Origin of the sequence: Flavobacterium panacagri (genome assembly GCF_030378165.1) — a bacterium.
Lineage (GTDB): Bacteria > Bacteroidota > Bacteroidia > Flavobacteriales > Flavobacteriaceae > Flavobacterium > Flavobacterium panacagri.
Genome location: NZ_CP119766.1, coordinates 3,613,201 through 3,638,231 on the forward strand (window position 1 = coordinate 3,613,201; position 25,031 = coordinate 3,638,231).

At 33.9% G+C, this 25,031-nt stretch carries 25 protein-coding genes; 6 read left to right on the plus strand and 19 right to left on the minus strand.

The window, feature by feature from the left end:
- Positions 1–57 precede the first annotated feature (57 nt).
- The gene (locus tag P2W65_RS15880; protein ID WP_289658963.1) at positions 58–417 is read left to right on the plus strand and encodes a nuclear transport factor 2 family protein; all 360 of its coding nucleotides are present in this window, start codon (positions 58–60) and stop codon (positions 415–417) included.
- 111 nt (positions 418–528) lie between these two features.
- Positions 529–1,566 carry a succinylglutamate desuccinylase/aspartoacylase family protein gene (locus P2W65_RS15885; protein WP_289658965.1) on the plus strand — a complete coding sequence of 346 codons (1,038 nt, stop codon included), beginning with the start codon at positions 529–531 and terminating at the stop codon, positions 1,564–1,566.
- Positions 1,567–1,568: 2 nt separating this feature from the next.
- Here the strand turns inward: P2W65_RS15885 and P2W65_RS15890 are convergent, their stop codons facing one another.
- From P2W65_RS15890 to kaiC, 11 genes are all read right to left on the minus strand, one after another.
- On the minus strand, positions 1,569–3,296 hold the full coding sequence (locus tag P2W65_RS15890; protein WP_289658967.1) for a tetratricopeptide repeat protein: 1,728 nt from the start codon (positions 3,294–3,296) through the stop codon (positions 1,569–1,571).
- A gap of 306 nt (positions 3,297–3,602) precedes the next feature.
- Positions 3,603–4,319: a 6-phosphogluconolactonase gene (pgl, locus tag P2W65_RS15895; protein WP_289658969.1), complete on the minus strand. Its 717-nt coding sequence runs from the start codon at positions 4,317–4,319 to the stop codon at positions 3,603–3,605.
- A complete protein-coding gene (zwf, locus tag P2W65_RS15900; protein ID WP_289658971.1) occupies positions 4,300–5,841 on the minus strand; it encodes a glucose-6-phosphate dehydrogenase in 1,542 nt (513 codons plus the stop codon). The genes pgl and zwf overlap by 20 nt, the downstream gene beginning before the upstream one ends.
- Before the next feature lie 32 nt (positions 5,842–5,873).
- Positions 5,874–7,283, minus strand: coding sequence for an NADP-dependent phosphogluconate dehydrogenase (gene gnd / locus P2W65_RS15905; RefSeq protein WP_289658973.1), 1,410 nt, complete (start codon positions 7,281–7,283; stop codon positions 5,874–5,876).
- 954 nt (positions 7,284–8,237) lie between these two features.
- Positions 8,238–9,314 carry a calcium:cation antiporter gene (locus P2W65_RS15910; RefSeq protein ID WP_289658975.1) on the minus strand — a complete coding sequence of 359 codons (1,077 nt, stop codon included), beginning with the start codon at positions 9,312–9,314 and terminating at the stop codon, positions 8,238–8,240.
- A 321-nt stretch (positions 9,315–9,635) separates the two neighbouring features.
- Positions 9,636–9,971, minus strand: a complete 336-nt coding sequence (locus P2W65_RS15915; protein WP_289658977.1) for a winged helix-turn-helix transcriptional regulator — start codon at positions 9,969–9,971, stop codon at positions 9,636–9,638.
- 95 nt (positions 9,972–10,066) lie between these two features.
- Entirely contained in the window at positions 10,067–10,471 is a 405-nt protein-coding gene (locus tag P2W65_RS15920; RefSeq protein ID WP_289658979.1) for a response regulator, read from the minus strand.
- A gap of 1 nt (position 10,472) precedes the next feature.
- Positions 10,473–11,729 (minus strand): sensor histidine kinase, encoded by a 1,257-nt coding sequence (locus tag P2W65_RS15925; protein ID WP_289658981.1) that lies wholly within the window; start codon positions 11,727–11,729, stop codon positions 10,473–10,475.
- A 1-nt stretch (position 11,730) separates the two neighbouring features.
- Positions 11,731–12,030: a circadian clock KaiB family protein gene (locus P2W65_RS15930; RefSeq protein ID WP_289658983.1), complete on the minus strand. Its 300-nt coding sequence runs from the start codon at positions 12,028–12,030 to the stop codon at positions 11,731–11,733.
- 3 nt (positions 12,031–12,033) lie between these two features.
- Positions 12,034–12,327: a circadian clock KaiB family protein gene (locus P2W65_RS15935; RefSeq protein WP_179003574.1), complete on the minus strand. Its 294-nt coding sequence runs from the start codon at positions 12,325–12,327 to the stop codon at positions 12,034–12,036.
- A 5-nt stretch (positions 12,328–12,332) separates the two neighbouring features.
- Positions 12,333–14,006: a circadian clock protein KaiC gene (gene kaiC / locus P2W65_RS15940; RefSeq protein ID WP_179003575.1), complete on the minus strand. Its 1,674-nt coding sequence runs from the start codon at positions 14,004–14,006 to the stop codon at positions 12,333–12,335.
- 326 nt (positions 14,007–14,332) lie between these two features.
- On the opposite strand from kaiC, the gene P2W65_RS15945 reads away from it, so the two are divergent.
- Together P2W65_RS15945 and P2W65_RS15950 are read left to right on the plus strand one after the other, a co-directional pair.
- Complete coding sequence (locus P2W65_RS15945) at positions 14,333–15,076, plus strand: SDR family oxidoreductase (RefSeq protein WP_289658986.1); 744 nt, start codon at positions 14,333–14,335, stop codon at positions 15,074–15,076.
- Positions 15,077–15,431: 355 nt separating this feature from the next.
- Positions 15,432–16,400, plus strand: coding sequence for a hydrogen peroxide-inducible genes activator (locus P2W65_RS15950; RefSeq protein ID WP_289658989.1), 969 nt, complete (start codon positions 15,432–15,434; stop codon positions 16,398–16,400).
- A 113-nt stretch (positions 16,401–16,513) separates the two neighbouring features.
- On the opposite strand, the gene P2W65_RS15955 is transcribed toward P2W65_RS15950, so the two are convergent.
- The 8 genes from P2W65_RS15955 to P2W65_RS15990 form a co-directional block, all read right to left on the minus strand.
- A complete protein-coding gene (locus P2W65_RS15955) occupies positions 16,514–17,287 on the minus strand; it encodes an alpha/beta hydrolase (protein WP_091132399.1) in 774 nt (257 codons plus the stop codon).
- Between the two features lie 176 nt (positions 17,288–17,463).
- Positions 17,464–17,880 (minus strand): OsmC family protein, encoded by a 417-nt coding sequence (locus P2W65_RS15960; RefSeq protein WP_289658993.1) that lies wholly within the window; start codon positions 17,878–17,880, stop codon positions 17,464–17,466.
- A gap of 313 nt (positions 17,881–18,193) precedes the next feature.
- Positions 18,194–18,637, minus strand: a complete 444-nt coding sequence (locus P2W65_RS15965; protein WP_289658995.1) for a GNAT family N-acetyltransferase — start codon at positions 18,635–18,637, stop codon at positions 18,194–18,196.
- A 31-nt stretch (positions 18,638–18,668) separates the two neighbouring features.
- Positions 18,669–20,045 carry a hypothetical protein gene (locus P2W65_RS15970; RefSeq protein WP_289658998.1) on the minus strand — a complete coding sequence of 459 codons (1,377 nt, stop codon included), beginning with the start codon at positions 20,043–20,045 and terminating at the stop codon, positions 18,669–18,671.
- Between the two features lie 296 nt (positions 20,046–20,341).
- Positions 20,342–20,671 (minus strand): ATP-binding protein, encoded by a 330-nt coding sequence (locus tag P2W65_RS15975; protein ID WP_289659000.1) that lies wholly within the window; start codon positions 20,669–20,671, stop codon positions 20,342–20,344.
- Complete coding sequence (locus tag P2W65_RS15980) at positions 20,652–21,254, minus strand: hypothetical protein (protein WP_289659002.1); 603 nt, start codon at positions 21,252–21,254, stop codon at positions 20,652–20,654. The genes P2W65_RS15975 and P2W65_RS15980 overlap by 20 nt, the downstream gene beginning before the upstream one ends.
- A complete protein-coding gene (locus tag P2W65_RS15985; protein ID WP_434783342.1) occupies positions 21,241–22,209 on the minus strand; it encodes a restriction endonuclease in 969 nt (322 codons plus the stop codon). The genes P2W65_RS15980 and P2W65_RS15985 overlap by 14 nt, the downstream gene beginning before the upstream one ends.
- Positions 22,210–22,463: 254 nt before the next feature.
- Positions 22,464–22,691 carry a hypothetical protein gene (locus tag P2W65_RS15990; RefSeq protein ID WP_289659006.1) on the minus strand — a complete coding sequence of 76 codons (228 nt, stop codon included), beginning with the start codon at positions 22,689–22,691 and terminating at the stop codon, positions 22,464–22,466.
- A gap of 466 nt (positions 22,692–23,157) precedes the next feature.
- On the opposite strand from P2W65_RS15990, the gene P2W65_RS15995 reads away from it, so the two are divergent.
- On the plus strand, positions 23,158–23,571 hold the full coding sequence (locus P2W65_RS15995) for a cupin domain-containing protein (protein WP_289659008.1): 414 nt from the start codon (positions 23,158–23,160) through the stop codon (positions 23,569–23,571).
- 380 nt (positions 23,572–23,951) lie between these two features.
- Positions 23,952–24,938 carry an alpha/beta fold hydrolase gene (locus P2W65_RS16000; protein WP_289659010.1) on the plus strand — a complete coding sequence of 329 codons (987 nt, stop codon included), beginning with the start codon at positions 23,952–23,954 and terminating at the stop codon, positions 24,936–24,938.
- The last annotated feature ends 93 nt before the right edge of the window (positions 24,939–25,031 follow it).

Below are 25,031 nucleotides of genomic sequence, written 5' to 3' on the forward strand. Positions count from 1 at the left end.
ATTTTGATAAGAAATATTTCTACTTTAGTTAGATAGAAAAACGTAAAGAATAAAATCATGTTAAATCAGCATAAAGAAGTAATTAGAAGGGCATATAACGCTTTCAACGAAAGGAATATCGATAACTGTTTGTCTACCATGCAGGAAGATGTTCAATGGTCAAAAGCTTGGGAAGGCGGGTACATTAGCGGACACGAAGAAATCAGGGAATATTGGACAAGACAATGGGCTGAAATTAATCCGAAAGTAGAACCTATAGGTTTTGTAGAAAGAGACAACGGAAGTCTGGAAGTTCTGGTACAGCAAAATGTAAAAGACCTGCAAGGCAGTTTAATATTTGACGGATTGGTAAAACATGTTTATACTTTTGAAGATGGTTTAATCAAAACTATGGATATTGAATTAGTGGAGAATTAATTTTATGATCATAATTTAAAGATGAAACGAAAACAGTAAACTTCTTTATCTTTGCGTTTTAAAAACAAATGATAGAAACTCCTTGTTTTTCCTATCAAAATAGAATAAAACGTGAATAACTTAAAGCTTTTTGCAATACCATTACTGCTGATTATGCCCATAATTAGTTTCAGTCAAAATCTAGACAAAATACTAAAAGAAAATACAGGCAAACGAACCGATACATTAGTTTACCTCAAAACCGATCCGCCTTACAATTATATTCCATTAACTATTATTTCAGGAAAAGACAAAGGGCCAGTTTTTACCATTGTTGCAGGAATTCATGGTTACGAATATCCACCAATAACAGCCGTTCAGGAATTAATTAAAGAAATTGATGCTAAGAAATTAAAAGGAACTCTAATTGTGATTCCAATTGCGAATGTAGCTTCATTTTACAAAAGAACACCATTTGTAAATCCGCTTGACGGAAAAAATCTAAATAATGCTTTTCCAGGTTCAGATTCGGGAACTATTACGGAGCAGATTGCGAATTATATAACGAAGCAGATTATTCCGTTTTCAGATGTTTTTCTAGATATACACGGAGGCGATGCCAATGAAGATTTATTGCCCTTTGTCTGTTATTACAACAACACATCAGAAGAAAAGAAAACACTTTTGAGTAGTAAGCTTTCGGAGATTTCGGGAATCAATCATATTGTTTCGTATCCTTATACCATTACCAAAACAGAACCTGCAAAATATGCTTTTAAACAGGCTTCTCAGGACGGAAAAACCGCTTTAAGTATCGAAGCAGGAAAATTGGGAAATGTTCAGGCAAAGTCGGTTAATTTGATAAAAAATGCCGTTTACAATATGCTGCATTATATGGAGATTTATTCAAGTGAAAAAGCTCCCGTAAAAAATCCCTCAGCTGTTTATTTGAACAATCAGGAATATGTAAAATCAGAGTATAACGGAATTTTCCACAGCAGTCTGAAAAGTGGCGATTACATTAAAAAAGGGGATAAAATCGGATATATTTCAGATGAATTTGGTCAGCTTCTAACAGAAATTAAAGCTCCAGCAACTGGTGTTGTTTTGTATAAAATTGGTACTCCGCCTGTAAATAAAGGAGAAACTGTTTTTTGTATTGGGTATTGATTTTAATCCACAATACTGGAAGAAGACGCAATCTGTAAATCAGCAAATTTCCACGAATTATCAAAGGAGGTTTTAATTTTTAAAGCTTCCTTTTCTTTTTTCTGCAGTGTTAAAGCATTATAAAGCCCGATTAAGGAAAAGCCGTTTTTAGGTAGTGTTTTTAAATCTTGTTTGTATATTTTTTCAGCTTCGGCATATTTTCCAGCTTTTAATAAAACAGCTCCTAGATAATGTCTAACAGAGAAAAACCAATCTGGTGGTTCGTTATAGTTTAAATGACCTTCAATTGCTACAGCTTTATATAAAAATGAAATAGATTGGTCTAAATTATTCTTTTTGGCTTCAATTGCGCCCGAAAGTACATTAAACGCAATCTCAACAAGATCATAAGTTGTATTGATATTCCAAATAGTAATCTCTTTCAAAGTTTTATCTTTCGCTAAAGAGTGGAGAGCATTGAGTTGTTTTTCGGCATTAACGACATCATTTTTTCCAAGATACGCCATTCCTTTTGCATAATGCCAGATTGCTTTTGGATAAACGATATCGTCTTTAGGCTCTGGAAGTCCCATAATCTTGTCCCACATGGAGAATTTTACGGCTATATAATACGGAATACTGTAATAATGCTGTAAAGTGCCCCAGCCAGCCTCACGCATGATTTTTGGAGAAATATGTTCCTGCAGCTTCAATGCCGATTCCCAAGCCAATTTTGAATGTCCTTCTAAAGCCGCGGTTGCCGTTAAAAAATGATAATTATGCGGATAATAGGCAAGAGGATAAGCGCCTTGTGCATGACAGGCAGTTGTATAAAGACTGTCAATTCTAATGGCTTCAATGTTTGAAAGAGTTCCATCATGATAATCTCCGGTACGAATGTAAATATGAGAAGGCATATGTATCAAATGCCCAGATCCAGGAACTAAAGTTTCCAGCAATTTGGCACTTTGAATCGCTTTTTCAGGATGCGAAGAAGCTTCTAAAGCATGCACTAAAAAATGATGTGCTCCGGGATGTTTCGGATTCTTTTTAATCAATTCGTTTAAAACCAGAAGTATCTCCGGAGTCCATTTTTTAGGGATTTCGGTATTTTTTTCATATAAATCCCAGGGATGCAGATTCATTAAAGATTCGGCATAAAGTGCTCCGATATCAGGATAAGAAAAAAAATCAGCATAAACTTTTCTCATGGCTTCCGCGTAAGCGATATCCAAAGGTTTTCTGTCAGCTGGAGGTTTTGCAGCGTATCGAGTAGTCAGTGCATTTATTAAGGCAATCTCTTGAGGAGTACATTTAGCAGAAAGGTTTTTGGCTTTTTGCACAGCATCATAAGCTCTTTGAAAATTATCTTCTTCCATTCCGCCATTATAATTTGGGCCTAAAACATATGCAAAACCCCAATAGGCCATAGCGCAATTCGGATCGATTCGTGTGGCTTCATAAAAAGACCGTGCGGCCTCGGCATGATTAAATCCGTACGCCAGCATTAATCCCTGATTGAAATATTCCTGAGCTTCCGGATTATTGGTGGAAATTTTAAAAGCCACACCATCCAAACCTTCAAATTTAGGTGCTTTTTTGTTCTGTGTATACCAATCTTTATCATTGGTTTGGGGCACAAAACAGCTTTTTACAGCATTTACTTTATCAACTGATTTGGGTTCAGTGTTTTTATCTTTACAACAAGTCAAAAGAAGAAAAACAGCCATTAGGGAGTAATTATATTTCATTGCAAAATGGATTTGAAATTATATAATCAGTATAAAAGCCTTGAAGAATAAAAATGGAGGTGTATAATCTAAGATATTGAATAGGAGTACATTAAAACAAAATTAAGGAAAAAAAGAATATATTTTGTAAATAATTGTTTTTCAGTGTTTTGTGTTTGTTTAAATGTTTTCTCCCGCAGATTTAGCAGATTTTGGAGATTAAATAAAAAAAATCCGCTGAATCTGCTAAATCTGCGGGAGAAAATAAAAAAACAAGGTCTATGCTGAAAAGTATAGACCTTATTGATATTTTTCGAAAATAAATTCTTAGTTTGTTCCAGCAGCCACTTTATCTACCAAAAACAATAATTCACCAGAAATGGGCTTAATCAATTGCATTGGATATAAAGTTGGATTGTATTCGCCAGTTGTAACTTCTTTCAAGGCGTGAATTTTCTTTTCTCCAAAAGCTACTACTACAATCTTTTCAGCTTTGTTGATTAATGGAGCTGTAAGCGTAATACGATACATTTTCTGAGGAGCTAAGTAATAAGCATCAACCCATTTGGTCTGCTCTTGCAAAACCGCTTCGCCTGGGAAAAGAGAAGCTGTATGTCCGTCGTCTCCCATTCCTAATAAAATCAGGTCAAATTTTCCTTCTTCACCTAAAACAGTTCTGATAGACTTTTCGTATTCAGCTGCATAATTTTCTGGTGTAACACCATCTTTATACATTTCAAAAATGTTTTCCTGCGGAATAGGAACGTGGCTTAATAAAGTCGAATAAGACATCTTAGCATTGCTCAAATCATCATTAAGCGGCACCCATCTTTCGTCTCCCCAAAAGATAAAAACCTTGCTCCAGTCGATTTTATTTTTGTAAGCATCAGAAGCTAATAATTTATAGATTCCTGCAGGAGAAGAACCTCCTGTAAGAACAGCTGTAAATTTGCCTTTTGCAGCAATAGCTTTTTGGGCCGATTCTACAAAAAGATTTGCCGCTTCAGTATTAATTTCGTCTGTGTTATTGTATATCTGTACCATCTAAAACTTCTTCTTCTTTTTTAACGTTTTGTGTGTTCGGAATCCATTTGTGTCCTTGGCGTGCCAATAATTCATCGGCTTCTTCTGGTCCCCAGCTTCCAGCTTTGTAATTTGGGAAATTGGTTGGAGCAGTCGTTTTCCATACCTGCTGAATCGTGTCGATTGCGTCCCAAGCTTCTTCTACCTGATCCCAACGCATAAATAGAGTAGGATCTCCTGCTAAAGCATCTGCCAATAAAGTTTCATAAGCTTCTGGCGACATGGTAGAGCAGGCAAAATAATCAAATACCATTTCTGCCGGTCTTAAAGACATGGATAAACCTGGTTTTTTAGTCATAAACTGCAGCTTAATATCCATTGCAGGTTGAATATTGATAATCAGTCTGTTTGGAGTCATGCCGCCTTTTCCGTAAGAAAAAGCAGAATGCGGCACTGGTTTAAACTGGATAATAATAGAAGATTGTTTTTCTTCCATTCTTTTTCCAGAACGCAGATAGAACGGAATTCCCTGCCATCTCCAGTTGTCCAAATAGATTTTCATGGCCACATACGTTTCTGTATTAGAATCTGGTGCAATTCCTTTATCTTCACGATAACCCGGAACTGGTTTTCCATTGATTTCTCCAGCATCATATTGACCTCTCACAATATAATGATCAACTTCTTCAGGTTTGATACGGCGAATCGATTTTAAAACATCTGCTTTACGATTTCTAATGTCGTCTGCTGCCAACGAAGCAGGCGCTTCCATAGCCGTCATACATAAAATCTGGAACAAATGGTTCTGAATCATATCTTTTAAAGCACCGACACCTTCGTAGAAACCGCCTCGTTCTTCAACGCCGACTTCTTCTGCTACAGTAATCTGAACAAAATCAATAAAATTACGACTCCATAAAGGTTCAAACATTGAATTTCCAAAACGGAAAGCCAAAATATTCTGAACCGTTTCTTTTCCTAAATAATGATCGATTCTATAAATCTGCTCTTCTTTGAAAGTCTGCGAAAGCATTTCATTCAATTCAATTGCAGAAGTTTTATCGTAACCAAATGGTTTTTCAATAATAATTCGGTCTTGTTTTGCATTCGCTGCAAGGCCGATTTTTTTGATATTGCTCGAAATAGTGGAGATAAAAGAAGGCGTAATCGAAAGATAGAAAAGACGATTGGCACGTTCTCCAAAAGAAGCATCCAGATTATTGATTTTTTCGTTTAAACCGATATAGGATTCTTCTTTATCAATATCTAAACTATGATAAGTGATGTGATTAAGGAACTTTTCAGTTTCTGCGTCCGAAAGACCTTTTTTTCTAGAAAAAGTATTTAGGTTTTCTAAAACATAACTGCGAAATTCCTCATCGCTTTTTTGAGCTCTACCCAATGCAATAATCTGAAACTTTTCAGACATGCGTCCGTCAAGGTACAGATTTTGAAATGCGGGAAAGAGCTTTCTTTTTGCTAGGTCTCCGGTTCCTCCAAAGATTACAATAATCGTTGGATTTATATTTTTATTTTTAGTCATTGTGTGTGGTTGTGTTGTTTTTTTCTGTTTGCTTATTCAGCCCATTGGGTGTGGAAAACACCTTCTTTGTCGATACGTTCGTACGTATGTGCACCAAAGAAATCACGTTGAGCCTGAATTAAATTTGTTGGCAGATTAGCAGATCTGTAAGCATCAAAATAAGAAAGTGAATTCATTAATCCTGAAACTGGAAGTCCTTTTTGAACTGCAAACTGAATTACAGCACGCATTCCGGCTTGGTTTTGGGTTAATTTTGAAGCAATTCCATTATCCAATAATAAGTTTGGTAAATCTGATTTTGCTACATATGCTTTTCTGAAATCTTCTAAGATTGTTGCACGAATGATACAGCCACCACGCCAGATTTTAGCAACAGTTTCCAGATTTAATCCGTAGTTGTATTCTTTAGAAGCCGCATGAAGCTGTGCTAATCCTTGTGCATAAGTAACCACAATAGAAAAATATAAAGCCGATTTTAAAGCTGCAATTGCTTCGCTTGCATTTACGTCAGCTGTATTGGCATTCCAAACTAATTTTTGAGCTGCTTCAATTCTTTCTGGTTTGGTTTTAGACATATCGCGCATGTTAACCGCTGCGTCGATAGTTGGAACTGGAACTTGTAAGTCCATTGCATTTTGCGAAGTCCATTTTCCTGTTCCTTTTGATTTTGCCCAATCCGAAATCTTATTAATTAGAAGGCTTCCGTCTTCGTCTTGTTGTTTTAAGATTTTTCCAGTGATTTCAATCAAATACGATCTTAAATCATCCGTTTGGTTCCATTCTTCAAAAGTTTTCTGAATCGTAGTATCATCTAAGTTATAACCTCTTTTCATTAAGTCATAAATTTCAGAAATCAACTGCATGATTCCGTATTCGATTCCGTTATGAACCATTTTTACATAGTTTCCAGCAGAACCGTTTCCTAGATATTCTACACAAGGCTCACCTTCAACTTTTGCTGCAATTGCTTCAAAAATTGGACGCAGTCTTTCATATGCTTTTTGATCACCTCCCGGCATCATAGCAGGGCCGAAACGAGCTCCTTTTTCACCACCTGAAATTCCCATTCCAAAGAAGTGGATTCCTTTTTCAGACAATTCTAAGAATCTTCTGTCTGTATCTGTAAAAAAAGTATTTCCACCGTCAATTATAATGTCTCCTTTATCCAAGTGAGGCAGTAAGCTTGCAATGGCGCTGTCAACTGGTTTTCCCGCAGGAACCAATAACATAATTGCTCTTGGCTGCTGAATAAGCTCTACAAAATGTTTTACATCTGTAGTAGCTTCAATAGTGTGGTTGGCATCGGCTTCTTGTTGAAGAGAGTTGACTTTTTCTGTGTCTAAGTCTAAACCTGCAGCCGCAAAGTTATGGCTGGCGATATTTAAAAGTAAGTTACGGCCCATTACACCGAGTCCTACAATTCCAAAATCAAATTTGCTCATAGTTTTCAATTAACTAAATTATTAGAAGAAATGTTTTAGCAGCAAAAAAGTAAGAGAAAGTATGGTAATTCTTTTTCATTCAATGTTTTGCAGCAAAACAAAGTTTATTTTAATCTTACATTTCAAAATGTAGAGCGCTAAGTTAGAGAAAAATGCTGAAAAATAAGGGGTAAAATCGTTCACTTTTGGTCTTTATTGTGATACTTTTATAGGTGTCAAAAATACACTTATAAGACTGTTTTTGAACTATATCGTTGTAATTAAAAAATGGTATACTAATTTTTTAAACACATAGAGACATAGTTTTTTGGAACGCTTAAAAAGGCATTTCATTTTTCAATAAATAACGTAGCTATATGTGTTTATCTCAATTGCCTTAAACTTTGTCAAAGTTTCAAACTTTGACAAAGTTTTATAACGCCATATATTTTTCTCGCAGATTCAGCTGATAAAGCAGATTTTTGATCTGTAGAATCTGCAAAATCTGTGGGAGATTAATTTTAAAAGTAGGATATGAATTTTTCTAAAGAATTAGAAGCTTGCTTAAAAAAAAATGTAAGGGCATTTTATTTGTTTAAATAAAGATAGGTTTATCATGTTAAACTTTGTCAAAGTTGGCCTCGTAAACACAAAGCTATGTGTTAGAAACTAGTTTCTTTCTGCATTCTGTTTTTATATAAACAGAAGATAAATTCTATGTTTCTATGTGTTTAAAAGGTTTAGCCACGAATTTCATGAATTTCCACAAATTATAATTCGGGAAAATTGGTGCAATTTGTGGCAAAAAAAATACACAGTTTTAAAAGAATCTTTTTAATCCTTTTATCCTGATAGCTATCGGGAGTGGGAAAAGATTAAGCTTATACCCTTTATCTATGTGTTCAAATCTAGATTTGTTCCTTACTCTTTATTACAGGTAAAAAAAATCTATGTTTCTATGTGTTTAAAAAAGAATCAAGGATAAATCATCAAAAACATAAAAGCAAACAAATTCACTAAAAGCACAACACCATAAACAATATTCGATTTTCCTTTACTGAGAGAAAGCATTACCGTAAAAACAGACAAAGCCAAAAGCACAATCGATTTAATATCGAGTCCTAAAACAATCGGCATTCCCATAATAATACAAACTGCAGCGACACTCGGAATTGTTAATCCGATACTGGCTAGGGCAGAACCTAAAGCTAAGTTTAAACTCGTCTGCAATCTATTTTTTCTGGCTGCAATAATAGCTGCAATCGCTTCGGGTAATAAAATGATAATCGCGATAATAACACCAACTAATGATTTTGGAAGATTATAGCCTATAATAATAGTTTCAATTGTAGGCGAGAGCGTTTTGGCTAACAAAACTACAATTCCTAAACTGACTAAAAGAAAAACAAGACTGGTATAAAATGTTTTATTATTGATTTCGATTGGATGTGTTTTCGATTCATCTTCATTTGTTCCGTTCGTTAGAAAATATTGACGGTAGCCTTTTGTCTGTGCGAATAAAAAAGAGCCGTAAATAACCAGACAGGCAATAGAAGCAAAGATTAATTGAGGTGTTGAATAATAAGAGCCATGGACACTTTCGGTAAATGTAGGAAACACTAAAGTAAAGACAATAATAGAAATCAATGAAACCAAACCAATAGTTACTGAGGAAGTGGAGAAATTCTGTTCGTAATGTTTAATGCTTCCAATAAGAAGACACAATCCGATAATACCATTTAAAATCAGCATAGTAGCGGCATAAACGGTATCTCTAGCTAAAGAAGCGGCTTCTGATCCTTCAGAAAGCATTAAAGAGACAATTATAGAAACTTCAATTACAGTAATAGAAATAGCCAAAATTATGGTTCCGTAAGGTTCTCCCACGCGTTCTGCGATGATTTCTGAATGATGAACGGCTGACATTACACTAAGAATAAGCAATATACTCGCAGCAATTTGAAAAATACTGCTGTCTTTTATCAGCCCGCTAAATAGGAGAGCCCACGAGAGGATCGGGATAATGATGGTCCACTGTAATAATTGTTTCATTTTTTGTAGTTTTTAAAATTGATAGCAATAATGCCGATAGGGCCAACAGAATCGGCTTTTGTCTTTTCTGTAAGATAGGGCTTTTATAGCTAAAAATCATAAAAAACTACATTTTTAAGCACTTTTTAAGTTTTTTACATTATGCTTTTATTATTCTTTAGTCAAAATGTTGTTGTGCTTTTAAGAGCTCTGGATGATTTAATTTCGGTACTAATTTTTTTATTTAGGCTATGCGTATTTCTCCCGCAGATTCAGCTGATCAAGCAGTTTTTTTTTGACTTGTATAATTTGCGAAATCTGCAAAATCTGCGGGAGAATATTTTAAGAGTTTCGAATTATTTCTTCACGATGCGATTTTCCCCATTTTATCATTTCTTCGATTACATGAGCAAAAGATTTACAATATGGTGTTGATTCGTATTTAACCTGAACTTCAGCATCGCGGTCTTCGGTTCTTTTAATGAGCATATTGAGTTCCATTTCTTTCAATTCTCTCGAAAGCATGCGCGTTGTAATTCCGGGAATACTACGTTCAATTTCCCTGAAACGATTATTTCCGTTGCAAATGGAGTTGATAATCGGTAATCGCCATTTACCGCCTAAAACATGTAAAGTGTCCTGAAGCGCCTGTACTTCTTCTTTCTGATTTCTTTCCATAACAAAACAGCATTAATTTAAAATATTCTGATTACAAAGTTATACCATAATTTTAAAATAATGAGAGAAAAGTTATTTCAGGACTTGAAACAAATTTACGCTTCAATAATACTTAAAATAGTTTTCGGAATTTCAGCGAAAGCTTCAAAAGAATATGGTTTAATCAGATACGCTTTTACACCCAGATCATCACATTTTTCTTTATAAGATGGATTAATGCTCGTTGAATACACAAAACACGGAATGTTTTTTAATTCGTTAGTATTCAAAATCTGCTGTAAAGCTTCGATACCATCAATAATAGGCATATTGATATCAGTAAGAATCACGTCGGGATTTTCGTTAGAAGGATTTTTGAGATAATTCAGCAGTTCTTCGCCATTGGCAACAAGGCTGACTTTGCTAAAATTGGGATTATTGGTAAAAGTTTCTGTGATAACATCGGCGTCGTCCATGTCATCTTCGGCAATTATGATATGTAAGTTGTATTTTTGTGGCATTTTATACGATTGGGAAGTAAAGATTAAATGTTGTGCCCTCGTTCAATGTGCTTTCAACGGTTATGTTACCAGAATGGTTTTCCATTATCTTTTTACAGATCGCGAGACCAATACCGTTTCCTGAATATTCATTTCGGGCATGCAGACGCTGAAAAATGATAAAGATTTTAAGCAAGTGGTTTTCTTCCATTCCAATACCATTGTCTTTAATCTGCACTTTTACAAATCTAGCATTTTGATTTGGTATTTCAGCATCTAAATTTTCTTCCTGCAAAATTTCTATTATGGGAGCAATATTGGCTTTGCTGTATTTGATCGCATTTGAAATAAGATTCGAAAAAAGCTGTCTCATCTGTACTCTGGAAGCTTTGATTATGGGTAGTTTTCCAGTTTTGATATGTGCTTTTTTATCTGCTATTACAACTTCAAAATCCTCAATAACCTGAGCAATTATAGTTTCCAGATTTATTTCAGTGCGTTCTTCCTGTGCCGTATGGGACGAATATTGAACCAAATCATCGACAAGCGAATTCAAACGCAAGGCCGATAATTTCATCACGTTAATGGCTTTTGCATCGGCTTCTTTAAAATAACTTCCATCAATTCTGCTGGTATTCATGACGATTTTCCGCAACGGTTCTTTCAAATCGTGCGAGATCACATGAATAAACTCTTCAAGATTTCGATTGGTTTTGTTGAGTTCGTTTATTTTTTGTTCTAATTCTTTCTGATGGCGGAATAAAGCTTCTTCGTGCTTTTTCTTCTCCGTCAAATCGGTAATTACAATTCCAATCGCTTCTACAGCAGGTTCAAGGTCAGTTAAGGCAATATAAGCTGGAAAAGTCTGTTTTTCGTTCTCCGATTTAAAAAGAATTTCATGCGTTGTGATACCGTATCGTAATGCTTCAATTAACGAAACAAACTGCTCAGGATTCACAAAATATTCATTTAGGTAATTCCCTATTATTTTTTCTGACGGAATACCGACTAATTTCGAAAAATATTCATTGCAATATAATATAAGTCCTTTTCTGGTAATGCTTAATGCGCCCTGTCCAAATTTTTCAATAAGAAGACGATAGGTGTAATCGGCAGTTTCCAGAGAATAAATCTCGGGAACTCCGTTACTGCTTACCACAAGCGCATCTACATCTCCTTGTTTTATGGCATTAACAATGCTGTTTGATTCATAAAGTTCTTCCTTTAATGATTCAATTTCTGCTAATAAATCGGCTATATCTTTTTTATTCTCCTTCAAATTACTGGCTTAAATTAAGTATGTATAATACTTTTTCTTTGTCTGATAAATCGCCGAGAATAATCCTTTTGGGTTCTGGCTGTGTTTTTATCAATGTCGGAATGGCTACAATTTGATGAATTACAGCTTGTTCTTTATCACGACCGATATCGACAATCTCTAATTCATAATTGTTTTTAAGATAGGTATCGCAGATTTTGCGTAAGTTTTCGATTGCATGTCCTGATTTAACAGACATACCGGAAACAAAAAGTTTAAACTTATGTTTGGTTGTACTTGTGCCATCAGATGAATCTTCCATGATTTAAGATTTTATAGGTTTAATGTTAAGACCTACAAGCACTCTTTCTTCATTAGAAAGGTCACCTATAATTTTACGAATAGGCTCGGGAAATTTGCGCACCAAAGTAGGTACGGCCAAAATCTGATCGCCTTCTGCCAATTGCGGATTCTTCAGCAAATCGATAATCTCGATGCTGTATTTTCCTTTTAAATGTTCCTCGGCATATTTCTTTATGTTTTCGAGCGCCTTGATCGATTTTGGCGTTTGCCCTGCGATATAAAGCAATAATTGCCATTCGGCTATTTCTTTTTTCATTTTGTTTACTTTTTCTTAGAAGACAGTTTTTCCTGCAATTCTTCTGTTGCTTTTAGGATACTCAGTTCTTCTTCTGCCGATTCAAATTCATTTCTTAAAGCTTCAATATTAGCTTCAAGAACTTTGCGTTTACGTTCAATTTCCCTGTCTTTTCTGCTGATTTCGTTTTGAAGCTTAATGTCAGACATGGTTTTTTTGAATTGATAAGACTGTCTCGCGGCACCCGTTAAAATTCCCTGCGGTCCCAATTCTACATCTAGTAATTCGATTCCGTTACTGGTAATCACAAATTCTCTTACTTGGTTAGAATGTCCCATTCCGCGGGCTTTAATGATAAAAATACCACGGTTTCTTTCGCCAATTCCTTCCATATCGCGAACCGTAATCCAGGTATCGACCAACGATGAAACCGATTCTTCTGCCAGATCTGGTCTAAAATTATCCGTCTGTTTGTTCAGAGACGTAAACATGGCCGTAATATTATGGGCTTTCAGCATATCAATTAATCGAACAAGCATAGAACGGACTTCATGTTCGCTTCCTACCGAAATCAGATTACTAATCGGATCAATGATAACAGTAGTAGGCTCAAACTCTTTGATTAATTTTCTAAGCGTAAGCAAATGCAGTTCCAAACCATTTAATGACGGACGGGAAGAATGAATTTGCAAAATGCCTTTCTTGATGTGTTTTTCGAGATCAATTCCGATTGATCTCATGTTGCGTACCAATTGATGTGGTGATTCTTCAAAAGCGAAATAAATCGTTCTTTCGTTCTTTTCGCATTGTTCATTGGCAAAATAACAGGCAACTGTTGTTTTAGCCGTTCCGGCAGTTCCAGAAACCAAAATGTTGCTGCCGCGATAAAAACCGCCGCCATGAAACATTTCGTTGAGTCCGGGAACACCTGTAGAAATAATATCTGAAGAAACTTCATTGTCCAATTTCAAAGAAGTAATTGGAAGTACCGAAATACCATCTTCATCAATTAAAAACGGGTATTCGTTTGTTCCATGTGTTGAACCTCTGTATTTTACAATTCGAAGTCTTCTGGTCGAAACCTGTTCAATGACACGATGATCGAGAACGATTACACAGTCCGAAACGTATTCTTCCAAACCTTGACGCGTTAAGGTCGCTTCACCTCGTTCTCCTGTAATAACGGCAGTTACGCCTTTGGTTTTCAGCCAATGAAATAATCTTCGTAATTCTGCTCGTAAAATAGCCTGATTATCCAAACCAGCAAACAGCGATTCGATGGTATCCAATACAACACGAGTCGCTTTTATAGAATCTATGGCATGTCCTAAGCGAATAAATAAGCCGTCTAGATCATATTCGCCTGCTTCTTCAATTTCCGATCTTTCCACACGGACATGATCTACAACCAATTTTTTATCTTTTTTAAGCTGTTCCAAATCAAAGCCTAATGATTTAACATTTAGCGTAAGATCGTCCGAAGGTTCTTCAAAAGACATGAAAACTCCAGGTTCGTCATATTCTGTGATCCCTTTAATAAGGAATTGCATCGATAATAATGTTTTGCCGCATCCAGCGCCGCCGCAGATTAAGGTTGGTCGTCCTTGCGGAAATCCTCCTTCCGTAATCTCGTCTAATCCGTCGACTCCAGTAGGAGTTTTTGGAAATATAAAACTATGTGATTTTGTTTTCTCTTGCACGATAATAAATTTCTGTATTACTCAAATATACCTTTTTCTCCAGAATTTTCAATGAATTCTTATTAAGATTTAACAGGCGTTTAATGAAGTTTTAAAAATAAATTAAGAAAAATGAGTTGTAAATCTGAATAAATCGAAGAATTTTAACTAAAAAAATAAAAAATGCGAACTCCATATTTAACATAAAAAACTAGCTTTTGCATAAAAATGATTTTTTGATGCCTTTTTAATGTTAAAATGCACTTCTGGTATACTCTATGATACTGGTTACAAAGTTATACCATTTTGAATTTACCTTTGTCTTATCAATTTAAAACACAAACAAAATGGACAATTTAAAAAATAAAGTGGCAGTAATAACAGGCGGTAACAGTGGAATAGGATATGCCACAGCGCAACTATTGAAAGATCAAGGTGCAAAAGTAATTATTACAGGAAGAAGAAAAGCCGCCATAGAAAAAGCAGCTTTAAATTTGGGTGTTAAGGCCATAACAGCCGACCAATCGAATATTTTGGATATCGAAAAACTGGCAGAAAAAGTAAAAACCGATTTCGGTTCTGTCGATATTTTGTTTGTTAATGCAGGAATTGCGGGCTTAGGAACAATTGAACAAACTACAGAAGAATTGTACGACAATATTATGAATGTGAATCTAAAGGGTGCTTTTTTCACTTTAAGTAAATTTATCCCGATTTTAAAAGAGGGTGCTTCGGTTGTATTTCTTTCTTCGAATACTGCGAGTATGGTAGGACCGGGATCTTCGGTTTATTCGGCGAGTAAAACGGCTTTGAATTCGTTTATGAGATCGGCGGCTTTAGAATTAGCGCCAAGAAAGATTCGTGTCAATTCGGTTAGCCCTGGGCCGACACAAACTGAAGTCATGAACAAAGTAGGGTTAGACGAAGCCACCGTAAAAGGCATCATGGATGTTGTAGTAGAAAAAGTCCCGCTCAAACAAATGGGAAGAGCAGAAGATGTGGCTAGAATGGTTTCTTACCTGAGTAGTGAAGCTGCAGTGTTTATGACTGGAGCTGATGTTATTATGGATGGTGGGATGGTTTTAGCATAAATTAAAATCAGTTCTTAATTAAGCAAAAAGAAAAAGCGATCGGTTAGGTGATCGCTTTTTTGTTTCAAATTAGTTTACTTTGAAAAAAAACTTCATTCAAGAATGATAAACTCAATATGCTCCAAAAACTACTCCATTTGAATTTACAGCATTCTCTTAATCCGTTTTGTTAATGTACGATAAATTGGATAGTATGGATTCAGTTTTCTATGAAAAAGATGATAATTATTTTGATTCTAAATAATTTATGCTTTTGAGAGACCATTGTCAAAGTTTCAAACTTTGACAAAGTTTTCACTATAAAAACTCAACAACTTAGTACCTTAGCATCTTAGTACCTTAGCACCTCAAAAGAATGACCATTCAGCAGTTAAAATATATAGTAGCTTTAGACGAAGAACGCCACTTTGCGAGAGCGGCCGAAGTTTGTATGGTAACTCAGCCCGGGCTTACGATTCAATTGAAAAATCTGGAAGAAGAAATCGGAATCAAGATTTTTGATCGGAACAAAGTTCCGTTAACTCCAACTGTTTTAGGAATTGAGATTATCAATAAAGCCAAAAAGATTCTTCGTGAAGTCGATGAAATTCGTGATTTTGTAATCAACGAAAAAAATCTGTTGGAAGGAGAGTTGAAGCTCGGTATTATTTCGACTTTATCGCCTTATTTGATTCCGCTTTTTATTCAGGCCATGAAAGAAGAGGCGCCAAAAGTGCATTTTATTATTAAAGAAGGTTATACCGGACATTTAATGAAAGATCTCGAAACGGGAGCTATTGATGTAGCGATTATGGCAACCCCAACAGGAAATCCAAATTTAATTGAGCATGTTGTTTTTAAAGAGCCGTTTGTAGCCTATTTAAATCAGACGCATCCAATGGCGAATGAAGAATTTTACGAAATGCAGCCCGGCGATAAAACCGAATTATTGCTCCTGCATCACGAATATTGCTACAATGCACAATTGCTCGATATCTGCGGACTAAAAACATCCGATAAAATAAAAGAGCAGTTTACCTACGATATCAATTCTATAGAAACCTTAAAAAATCTGGTTCGAGCACATTTAGGATTTGCGATTATTCCAAAGCTTTCTACTTTAAACGAATCGGGCGCACTTTTTAAACCTTTTAAAGAACCCGTTCCCGTAAGAGAAATAAGCCTAGTAGTTTCTGATTCTTTCTCTAAGAAATTATTACTCGAGAAAATGAATGAAGCCATTTGGAACTGCCTTCCTGAATCGCTCAAAAAAGATTTCAGTTATAGAAAAATCCGCTGGAACGATTCGCCTTATTTTATTAAGGAGGTTAGTAAATATCGTTAGAAATTCCAAAATAAAAAATTCCAAATTCCAATTACTGTATAGCTTGGAATTTGGAATTTTTTATTTTGGAATTTCCCCAATCGATTGGAATTTGGAATTTAAAATATTGGAATTTAATTTTTAGATGCTTCAACAATCACATTCGCCACTTTCTCTGGCTGAGAAATAAACACCACATGGCTTCCTTTAATTTCAGTGATTTTAGTGTTCGAACGCTTGTACATAGCGTGCTGAATGCTCGGAACAATACTTTTATCTTCAGTCGCTACAATTCCGTACGAAGGTTTAGTTCTCCAGGCTGCTTTTGTAATTGGCGTTAAAAAACCTTGAGCATAAAAAGCACCTTGTGAAGCAAACATAAAGTCAGCGTCTTCTTTGCTTAAATCTCCTGCAAAACCAGCGTGGAATTTTGCTTTATCATAATAAGCGATTCCTTTATCGTCTGGATTCAATACACCATTTTCAGGAGCTGGAGGCGCAGTTTGCAACCATTGAACCGAATTTTCGCCATTATCAGGCTGTAAAGCCGCTACATAAACCAAAGCCGCTACTTTTGGGTGATTTCCTGCTTCGGTAATTACAGTTCCACCCCAAGAATGTCCCACTAAAATTGTTGGTCCGTCTTGTTTGTCCAAAGCCAAATTGGTTGCCTTTACATCATCTTCCAAAGAGCTCAACGGATTCTGAACGATCGTTACATTATAGCCTTTTTTAGTTAAAACCTGATACAAACCTTTCCATCCCGAACCGTCTGCAAAAGCGCCGTGCACCAATACTACGTTTTTAATTTTTGGAGCTGTTTTTTGCGCGTTTACCTGAACTGATGTAAGTAATAAACTAAAAATTATTGCTGCGAATGCTAAATAGCTTTTATATAGTGTTTTCATTTTATTTTAGATTTTAAATTGTTGATTTTAGATTTTTCTCGGTTTTGTCATTTCGACCGAAGGGAGAAATCACACAAGAAACTCCGTACAGAATGTCACCAATCTTTGTCGATTAGCGTGTGTGATTCCTCGTTCCTCGGAATGACAAGAATACGTTGGAATTTTATTATTAGAAATTAGTTTAACGTTACAGCCAAAGTAATCTCAGTGTTCAATAATTTAGAAATTGGACAAATTTCTTTTGCTTTTTGAGCGGTTTGCTGAAAATCTTCTTCAGAAATTCCAGGGACTTTTCCTGTAAGTTCTAAAGCAATTAAAGTGATAGTTCCGTCTTCAAAAGTTACTTTGGCCGTTGTGTCTAAATCTTCTGGAACAAAACCAGCTTCAGACAATAAAAAGCTTAACTGCATGGTAAAACAGCCAGAATGTGCAGCTGCGATTAATTCTTCAGGGTTGGTTCCAACACCTTGTTCAAAACGAGTTTTAAAAGACAATTGTGCATTATCTAAAGTCGTGCTTTGTGTACTAATGGTTCCTTTTCCTTCCATTCCTGTACCTTTCCAGTTTGCGTTTGCTCTTCTTGTAAATTTCATGATTGCTAGTTTTTTAAAGTTATTTTTTAAGATGTTCAAATCATTTCTTTGATTTTGATGAGACAAAGGTATAGGGAAGGTGTTTATTAATCAAATTAATAATTTTTAGTAGTTATTAAAATAATTTATAATTATTGATTTTTAATGAGGAAGCGGAGTGTAAAATAAAAAAGCGCAAACTCTAATGGAGTTGCGCTTTTTTTGCATCATCAAGTACTAAAATTTATATTCTTAATAAAAAATGCTATGAAAGAGATGCTTGCAAACAAGATTGAAAGGTTTCACTAAACTTTTATTGTAGAGCAATATTATTTTACTTATTAATTGAACTCAATTTTAAAAGGACATTTGAAAATTCCACGTTGTCTATTATCAAAGATTTATCAATTACTTTAAAGCCTTTTTCTATAAAATATTCCTTTGCCTTTTCTTCAGACGATTTATAATAACCAGTCAACCTTATTTTTTTTTCTATTTTAGCAATTTCAATAATTTTATCTAATAGAAAATCTGCTAGTTTCTTCCCTCGCATTTCAGGTTTGATAAATCTTTTTAAATTATCATATGTATAGTCTTCATCTGATACACTAGCTATACCAATAATTTCATTTTTATTGTCAATAATTTTAAAAAATAATTCATTTTTAAAATCAAATTTTAAATCTTTTTGTTCGGCATAAGAAAAATTAGAATAAAATTTTTCCAAATCGTTAATATCGTTTTGGTCTGTTACTTTCAAAACTTTATAATCATTCATAGTTATTTTTATTTTAAATGAACTGAATATTTTAGATACTTATTTTCTTTAGAAGATAATCTGTTTTACTTTTCATTTCATAATTAATGTACTTTTCTAATTTATCTCGATCGCTTTTTAATTCACTATAAGTTGTTAATATTATCTGCGCTTCATTTGATGGAATTTTTTCCATTTCTTCTACACAGTTTATTAATGAATCATTATCTAAATTTTGTTGTTTTGGTTCATCCAAAATGAGGATATTTGGAAACTTTATTTTAGTATTTGTTTTGTATTCTAATGATGTCTGTAAAAGAGAGAGATAATAACTTAATATTATGCGTATATTATCACTGGAGCTAGAAATATTATAAATGTCATAATTATCTAGATATGGAGAGTAATTATCGTTTTCGTCAATTTTAATATCATTTATTAAATTTTGATTAGATTTAAAAATCCCTAAAGCTTTTAAATTAGTGTGAATATTGTCTTTGATACTTTTAAGTATTTTAGAATCATTATTTGTTTGAGCATATTTATTGATTTTTTCTTTTATTCTTTCAAGTTGGGTATTCAATTTATTTAATTCTTCTCTTGTTGGATTTAAATTTTCCCATCTTTCAGTAATTCTTTTATATCGTTCAAACTCTTTAAAAATTGAATCTACTTCTAGTATTTTCTCTCTTAAAATTGCAAATTCTTTTCCTGCATATGTTTGAGTTTGTTGGTCCAATTGTTTCTCATAAAGTAATATTTTATCTTTTTGCCTATTTCTTAGTTCTTCTATTTTTTTTCGATCTAGATTTCTTTGTGCTATTACTTTCTTAAAAGTATTTTCTTCATCTTCCAGAAAAGATAAATTCTCTTCTGGAGAAGATATTTTTTTTCTTGTATCTGAATGACATAAATGACATTCATCTTCTACATTACGATTTAGAGGATTCTCACAAACTGGACAAGTGGTAATATTTAATTCAATTGATAATTCTTGAATTTTTTTCAATTGCTTGTTTTTATATTTGTTTTTTTGAATTCTTTCTAGATAATTCTGATACCCATGAATTTCTGTAGATATTTTTTCTATCCGATTATTCAAAGTTCTTAATTCATAGTCAAGCCTTTTTAGATTTTCCCTTAATTGGGAGTTACTATCTTCATAACTTTTATTTTGACTAGTGATTGAATTAATAGTTTTAGTTTCAGTATTGTATTTATTATGCAAGTATTTTATGTAATCGTAAATACTAGTTTTACCTATTGGGCTAGAATTAACAATAAGAATTCCATCAATTTTGTTTGCATTTGCAATAATTGATAGATTTTCTTCTTTTTTTTCTAGTTCGTCAGATAATTTTTTGATTTCTGCGTCAAGTTGTTTCTTCTTTATCTCTATAAGATGTAGATTAAATTTGTCTAACCCCATAATGTACTCGAAAACAACTTTTTTTATATCGCGGATATTATATCTGGTAACTTGCCTAGCTTGTATTTGAGACCACCCAGCTCTTTGTTCTACGAAGAAAAGGGGGAGAATATTTTCGAAATATAGTTTAGAGAACTTTTGATCGTAAGTAGGTAATTCGACAATATTTAATTCTAAAAAATCAAAAAGAAATTTCTGAAACCCTTTTTCAGAAAATACACCTTCCCCATTAACTATATACCTTTTATGATCGTTACTTTTATTAAAATCCTTCGCTTTTGCTTCTTTAACCGCTACTATATCAGTTTTCCTCCTTTTATATATCTAAAAATTGAATACTCTTTTATTCCATTTGATATTTCCAATATCAAATAAGACTTTGTTACGGTTTTTCCTTCTATTGATTTGTAAAATTCAGGTTTAAATGGATTTTGATCAGATTTAAAAATTCCTAATCCTTTTTCCGATCCAAGGCCATATATTATACCAGTAACGATGCTGGTTTTTCCCACTGAATTAGGTCCGAAAATAATATTAAGTCCTGGATGAAAAGGAACGTCAGCACCATACTTTTCATTCTCGGTTTCGACGGTATAAATTAATCTGTTAATAATCAATTTCGGCATTTTGTTTCCAATATGAGTTAGGTATAATCTCAGTTATTATTTTTATAGTTTTATTAGTGTCCATTCTTTTTCCAAATAATGATAAGAAATTAACTTCTGAAGGGAATATACTTTCTAATAAATTAAAACTTTTAATTCCCTGATCACTTAATTTGATTCTAGTATTTTTATTGTCTTTATCAACTTTGTAATCAATTAGGTCTCGTATAAATAAATACATTAACATGTCGTTAAATCTTAAATCCCAAGGAACACTTTTATATTGAACAATATTAAAATCAATTTCAATTTGATTTGTTTTTTCAATAGTATTGAGTTTATTTAAAACGTTTTTTTTCCCTGCATAATATTCTAAAATAAACTTTGTTTGAAAATGTTCATTTCTAAGTAAGAAATCCACACATGAAATTATTTCTTTACTTAAGCCATTATCTGTATTAAGTTTTCCTAAGATAATAATTAATCTCATTGCTCTGAATTGAATTCTGTCTTCGGGTTGGACATAATTTGGTCTATCCAAATTTATACTAGGTTCAAGCCCTTTTTGTGTAATTGAATTTATTAAATGTTTAACTATTTCCATTTTTTCGCCAATCTAAAGGACATTGTGCTGCCAATTCAAAAACAACTCCATTTAATAACTTTTGTTTGTCTCCTTTTAATTCAAAATCATTACAAAAAGTTAGCATTTCTTTTTCTGCCTCATCAAAAAAGTCATAAAAAAAGTTTTCAGCAGTATAAGTGTGGTCAATTTTGAATTTTCGAGTTAATCTATCAGCTTTTAAACGTAAATCAGATTCCCATAAAAGAAGATTATTTCTTAATTCGGTATTTAAATCTTGCAGACTTTCTAGATAGACTTTATAATTAGCCCTTGTTTTGTGGTATTCAATTCTAATAGTGTCGTCTTTAGATATTATTGAATTTAATTTTTCATCTAAATTTGTTTTTAAAGCAATATCTTCTGAAGGTTCATTAGGAGAATCAGTAATTCTGATTGTGTCTAAATATTTTAAAGAATCTTTTTTATTCAAAAGCATATTGATTTTAATTTTTAAAGATTCAAGTTCTTTTTCCTTATCCAATATTAAATCAAAGGTAGGTTTGTCGTAGACCTTTTTATATAGTTCTTCATCAAATGCAAAGAAAGTTTCTACTTGTTTATCTGGCGTCCAAAACTCTACAGGGAATTTAAAAAGTTTAATAGCCTTAGCTTGCAAATCATGATCTATGTTGCTAAGATTTCTTAATGGAGATAATAGGATAAAAGCTGTCGCAGTTTGATTGGAAGCTTCAAGTTGAAGTTGTTTATTAAATATTTCTGACCAGTTTAATTGGGATGTTGTATAATATTTACATTCTATGAAAATTTCTCTTTCTTTCTCATTTTCATCAAAGAAAAGTACACTAATATCAAAACCATTTTGTGTACCAGAATCTTGTCTTCTTACTTGAATTACTAAAAAGCCCATTTTGGTAAATAAAGTTCTGAAATAAGGCTCCACCAATTTTTCGAAATCCGCACCTGAAATTGCCATATTTTATTATTTAGAATCTATAGTTTATTGATTTTAAAAAGACATCAGAATATCATTGTGTAATATTAAAACGATTTTCTATTATTTAATTACGGTTTACCGTAATTATGTATTTTTTTAACAAGAGTAATAATAATTAGTACTCTAAACAATAAGTATTTGTACGGTATTTTCTAAAACTAAACAAAAAAACAAAACCCTCAATCTCCAAAAAGACCAAGGGTTTTAATTTTTTTCAAAAAAGACTAAACCTTTTACTCCAAATCCAAATAAGGATTTAAAGTTTCGGCTAATTCATTCAGCCAGATAAAACTGTCTCGCAGTGTTTTTTCGGGAGCGAAGTTTTGATCGTTCATGACATTTAATGCGAGATTGAAATTGACCATTCTTATGGCTTTTGCCATATCGTCTGGGGCAATTCTGTCGTTGAAGAAATTCATCAGCCTAATTTCGGCTTCTTTTGAAAGGGTTTTGGTACTCATAACTCTGTAATTTAGGAAATATAAAACCCACGTAGCTTAGGTGTCCTACGCTTACAGAAGCGTTACGGTTGTTTCCAATGCCGCCACCATACCACATGGGCAAGAAGTTTTTTAAGTATCATATATCTGTAATTTAGGAAGCGCAAATATATTAAAAAACAAGTTGCTTTTAATAAGATAAAAAGTAATACAATTCCTAAATAATAATTTCCCGAAAAAATCCTTTTGAAAATGAGTGCCCTAGCCCCTATAGTAGCGGCATCCTTTTGTGTCTCGTTTTTTAACGAGACATAAAAGATATAGCGGATAGCGGGAAATAGCTCCTCATTAAAATCTACACCAAAAGCCCTGTCCACTTCCCCCATTAATCTGTCCGTTTCGGCTATTTTCTGATTTCGTAAGAAGGGTTATCGAAATACTTTTGACGAAGAAATTAACAGAAAACAACTATTTAAAACTAGAAATTATGGAAAAGAAAAAACAAAAAACTTGGGTTATAATCGCGATTATCGTTTTGGGAATCATTGCCTTTTTGGTTCCAAATCAGATTGCGGCACAGACAGGTGTTAAACGTATTGATTTGCAAAAACATGATCTAAGTGTTCCGGGACGCGAAATGGTTCAGGCACGAATCGATTTTGACGAGCATTCGGCTTTCGGGAAACACTATCATCACGGCGAAGAAATTATTTATGTCGTGGAAGGTTCGCTGGAATATCAAATTGAAGGTAAAGAGCCGGTAACCTTAAAAGCGGGAGAAGTACTTTTTATTCCGGCAGGCGTGGTGCATTCGGCTAAAAATAATACGAATGTTAAGGCTTCGGAACTGGCGACTTATATCGTAGAAAAGGGAAAACCGATACTTGTAATGAAAAACTAAAAAAACTTTATGTTAATTTTTTACCGCAAAGCACACAAAGGTTTTTCGCAAAGTACGCTAAGTTTTTTGAGGTAAATGTTAAGAACATTAAGGTCGCAAAGCTTTGTGCTGATTTTTTATCGCAAAGCACACAAAGGATTTTCGCGGAGGACACTAAGTTTTGTTTGAGATAAATGTCAAGGACATTAAGTTCACGAAGCTTTGTCTTTAAAACTTTGCGACTTAGCTCCTTTGCGAGATCAAAACAGCATTAATCAACACAAAGCTTTGAGTTCTTAGTCCTCTCTTTTAATAAAAAAGCTTAGCGCACTTTGCGAAAACCCTTAGCGTCCTCTGCGTTACAAACACATCTAATAATTAACATCTCACAAAAAATAATTATGAAAACACTATTCAATATTCTAATCGCTATTCTTTTTATGAATGCTTCATTTACTAATGCACAGACTTCACAACAAAAAACAATTGAAGTAAATAGTTCGCTTGGAACTTTAAAACAAATCAATGCCGGATTATTAAACGTTGGCTATACCGAAGCAGGGCCATCAAATGGAACTCCTGTGATCTTGCTTCACGGCTGGCCTTATGATATTCACAGCTACAATGAAGTGGTTCCGATTTTGGTTGCAAAAGGCTATCACGTTTTTACGCCTTATTTACGCGGATTCGGGACAACGACTTTTTTATCGAAAGATACTTTTAGAAACGGTCAGCAGGCAGCTTTGGCGAGTGATATTATCGCTTTTATGGATGCGCTGAAAATCGATAAAGCCGTGATTGGCGGATTCGATTGGGGAGCGAGAACGGCTGTTGCAGTATCGGCGCTTTGGCCAGAACGTGTAAAAGGTTTGGTTTCGGTAAGCGGTTATATCATAGTGAATTTGGAAGCGAACTTAAAACCGCTTTCGCCAACGGCTGAATTGGGCTGGTGGTATCAGTATTATTTCGCAACCGAAAGAGGAAAAGAAGGTTATACTCAAAACACTTACGATTTCAATAAACTAATCTGGAAAATCGCTTCTCCGTTATGGAATTTCGATAAAGCCACTTATGATCAAACGGCGCAGTCTTTTGATAATCCAGATCATGTGGACATCGTAATTCACAATTACAGATGGAGACAATCTCTCGAAGCGGGTGAAACAAAATATGATAATCTGGAAAAACGTCTTGCTGTAAGACCTGTTATTAAAGTGCCAACGATTACAATTGGAAGCGATTTTGATGGCGCTTTCGCGGATGGAAAAGCATACGCAGATAAGTTCAAAGAAAAATATGAACACCGAGTTTTAAAAGGAATCGGACATAACGTGCCACAGGAAGATCCGAAATCATTTGCTCAGGCGATAATAGATGTATCTAAATAAATTCCAATTTTTTAAATCCCAAATTCCAAAATTGAATGGCAATTACAATGTCAAAATTCAATAACAATTAAAATAATTAAAAATCAACAATTT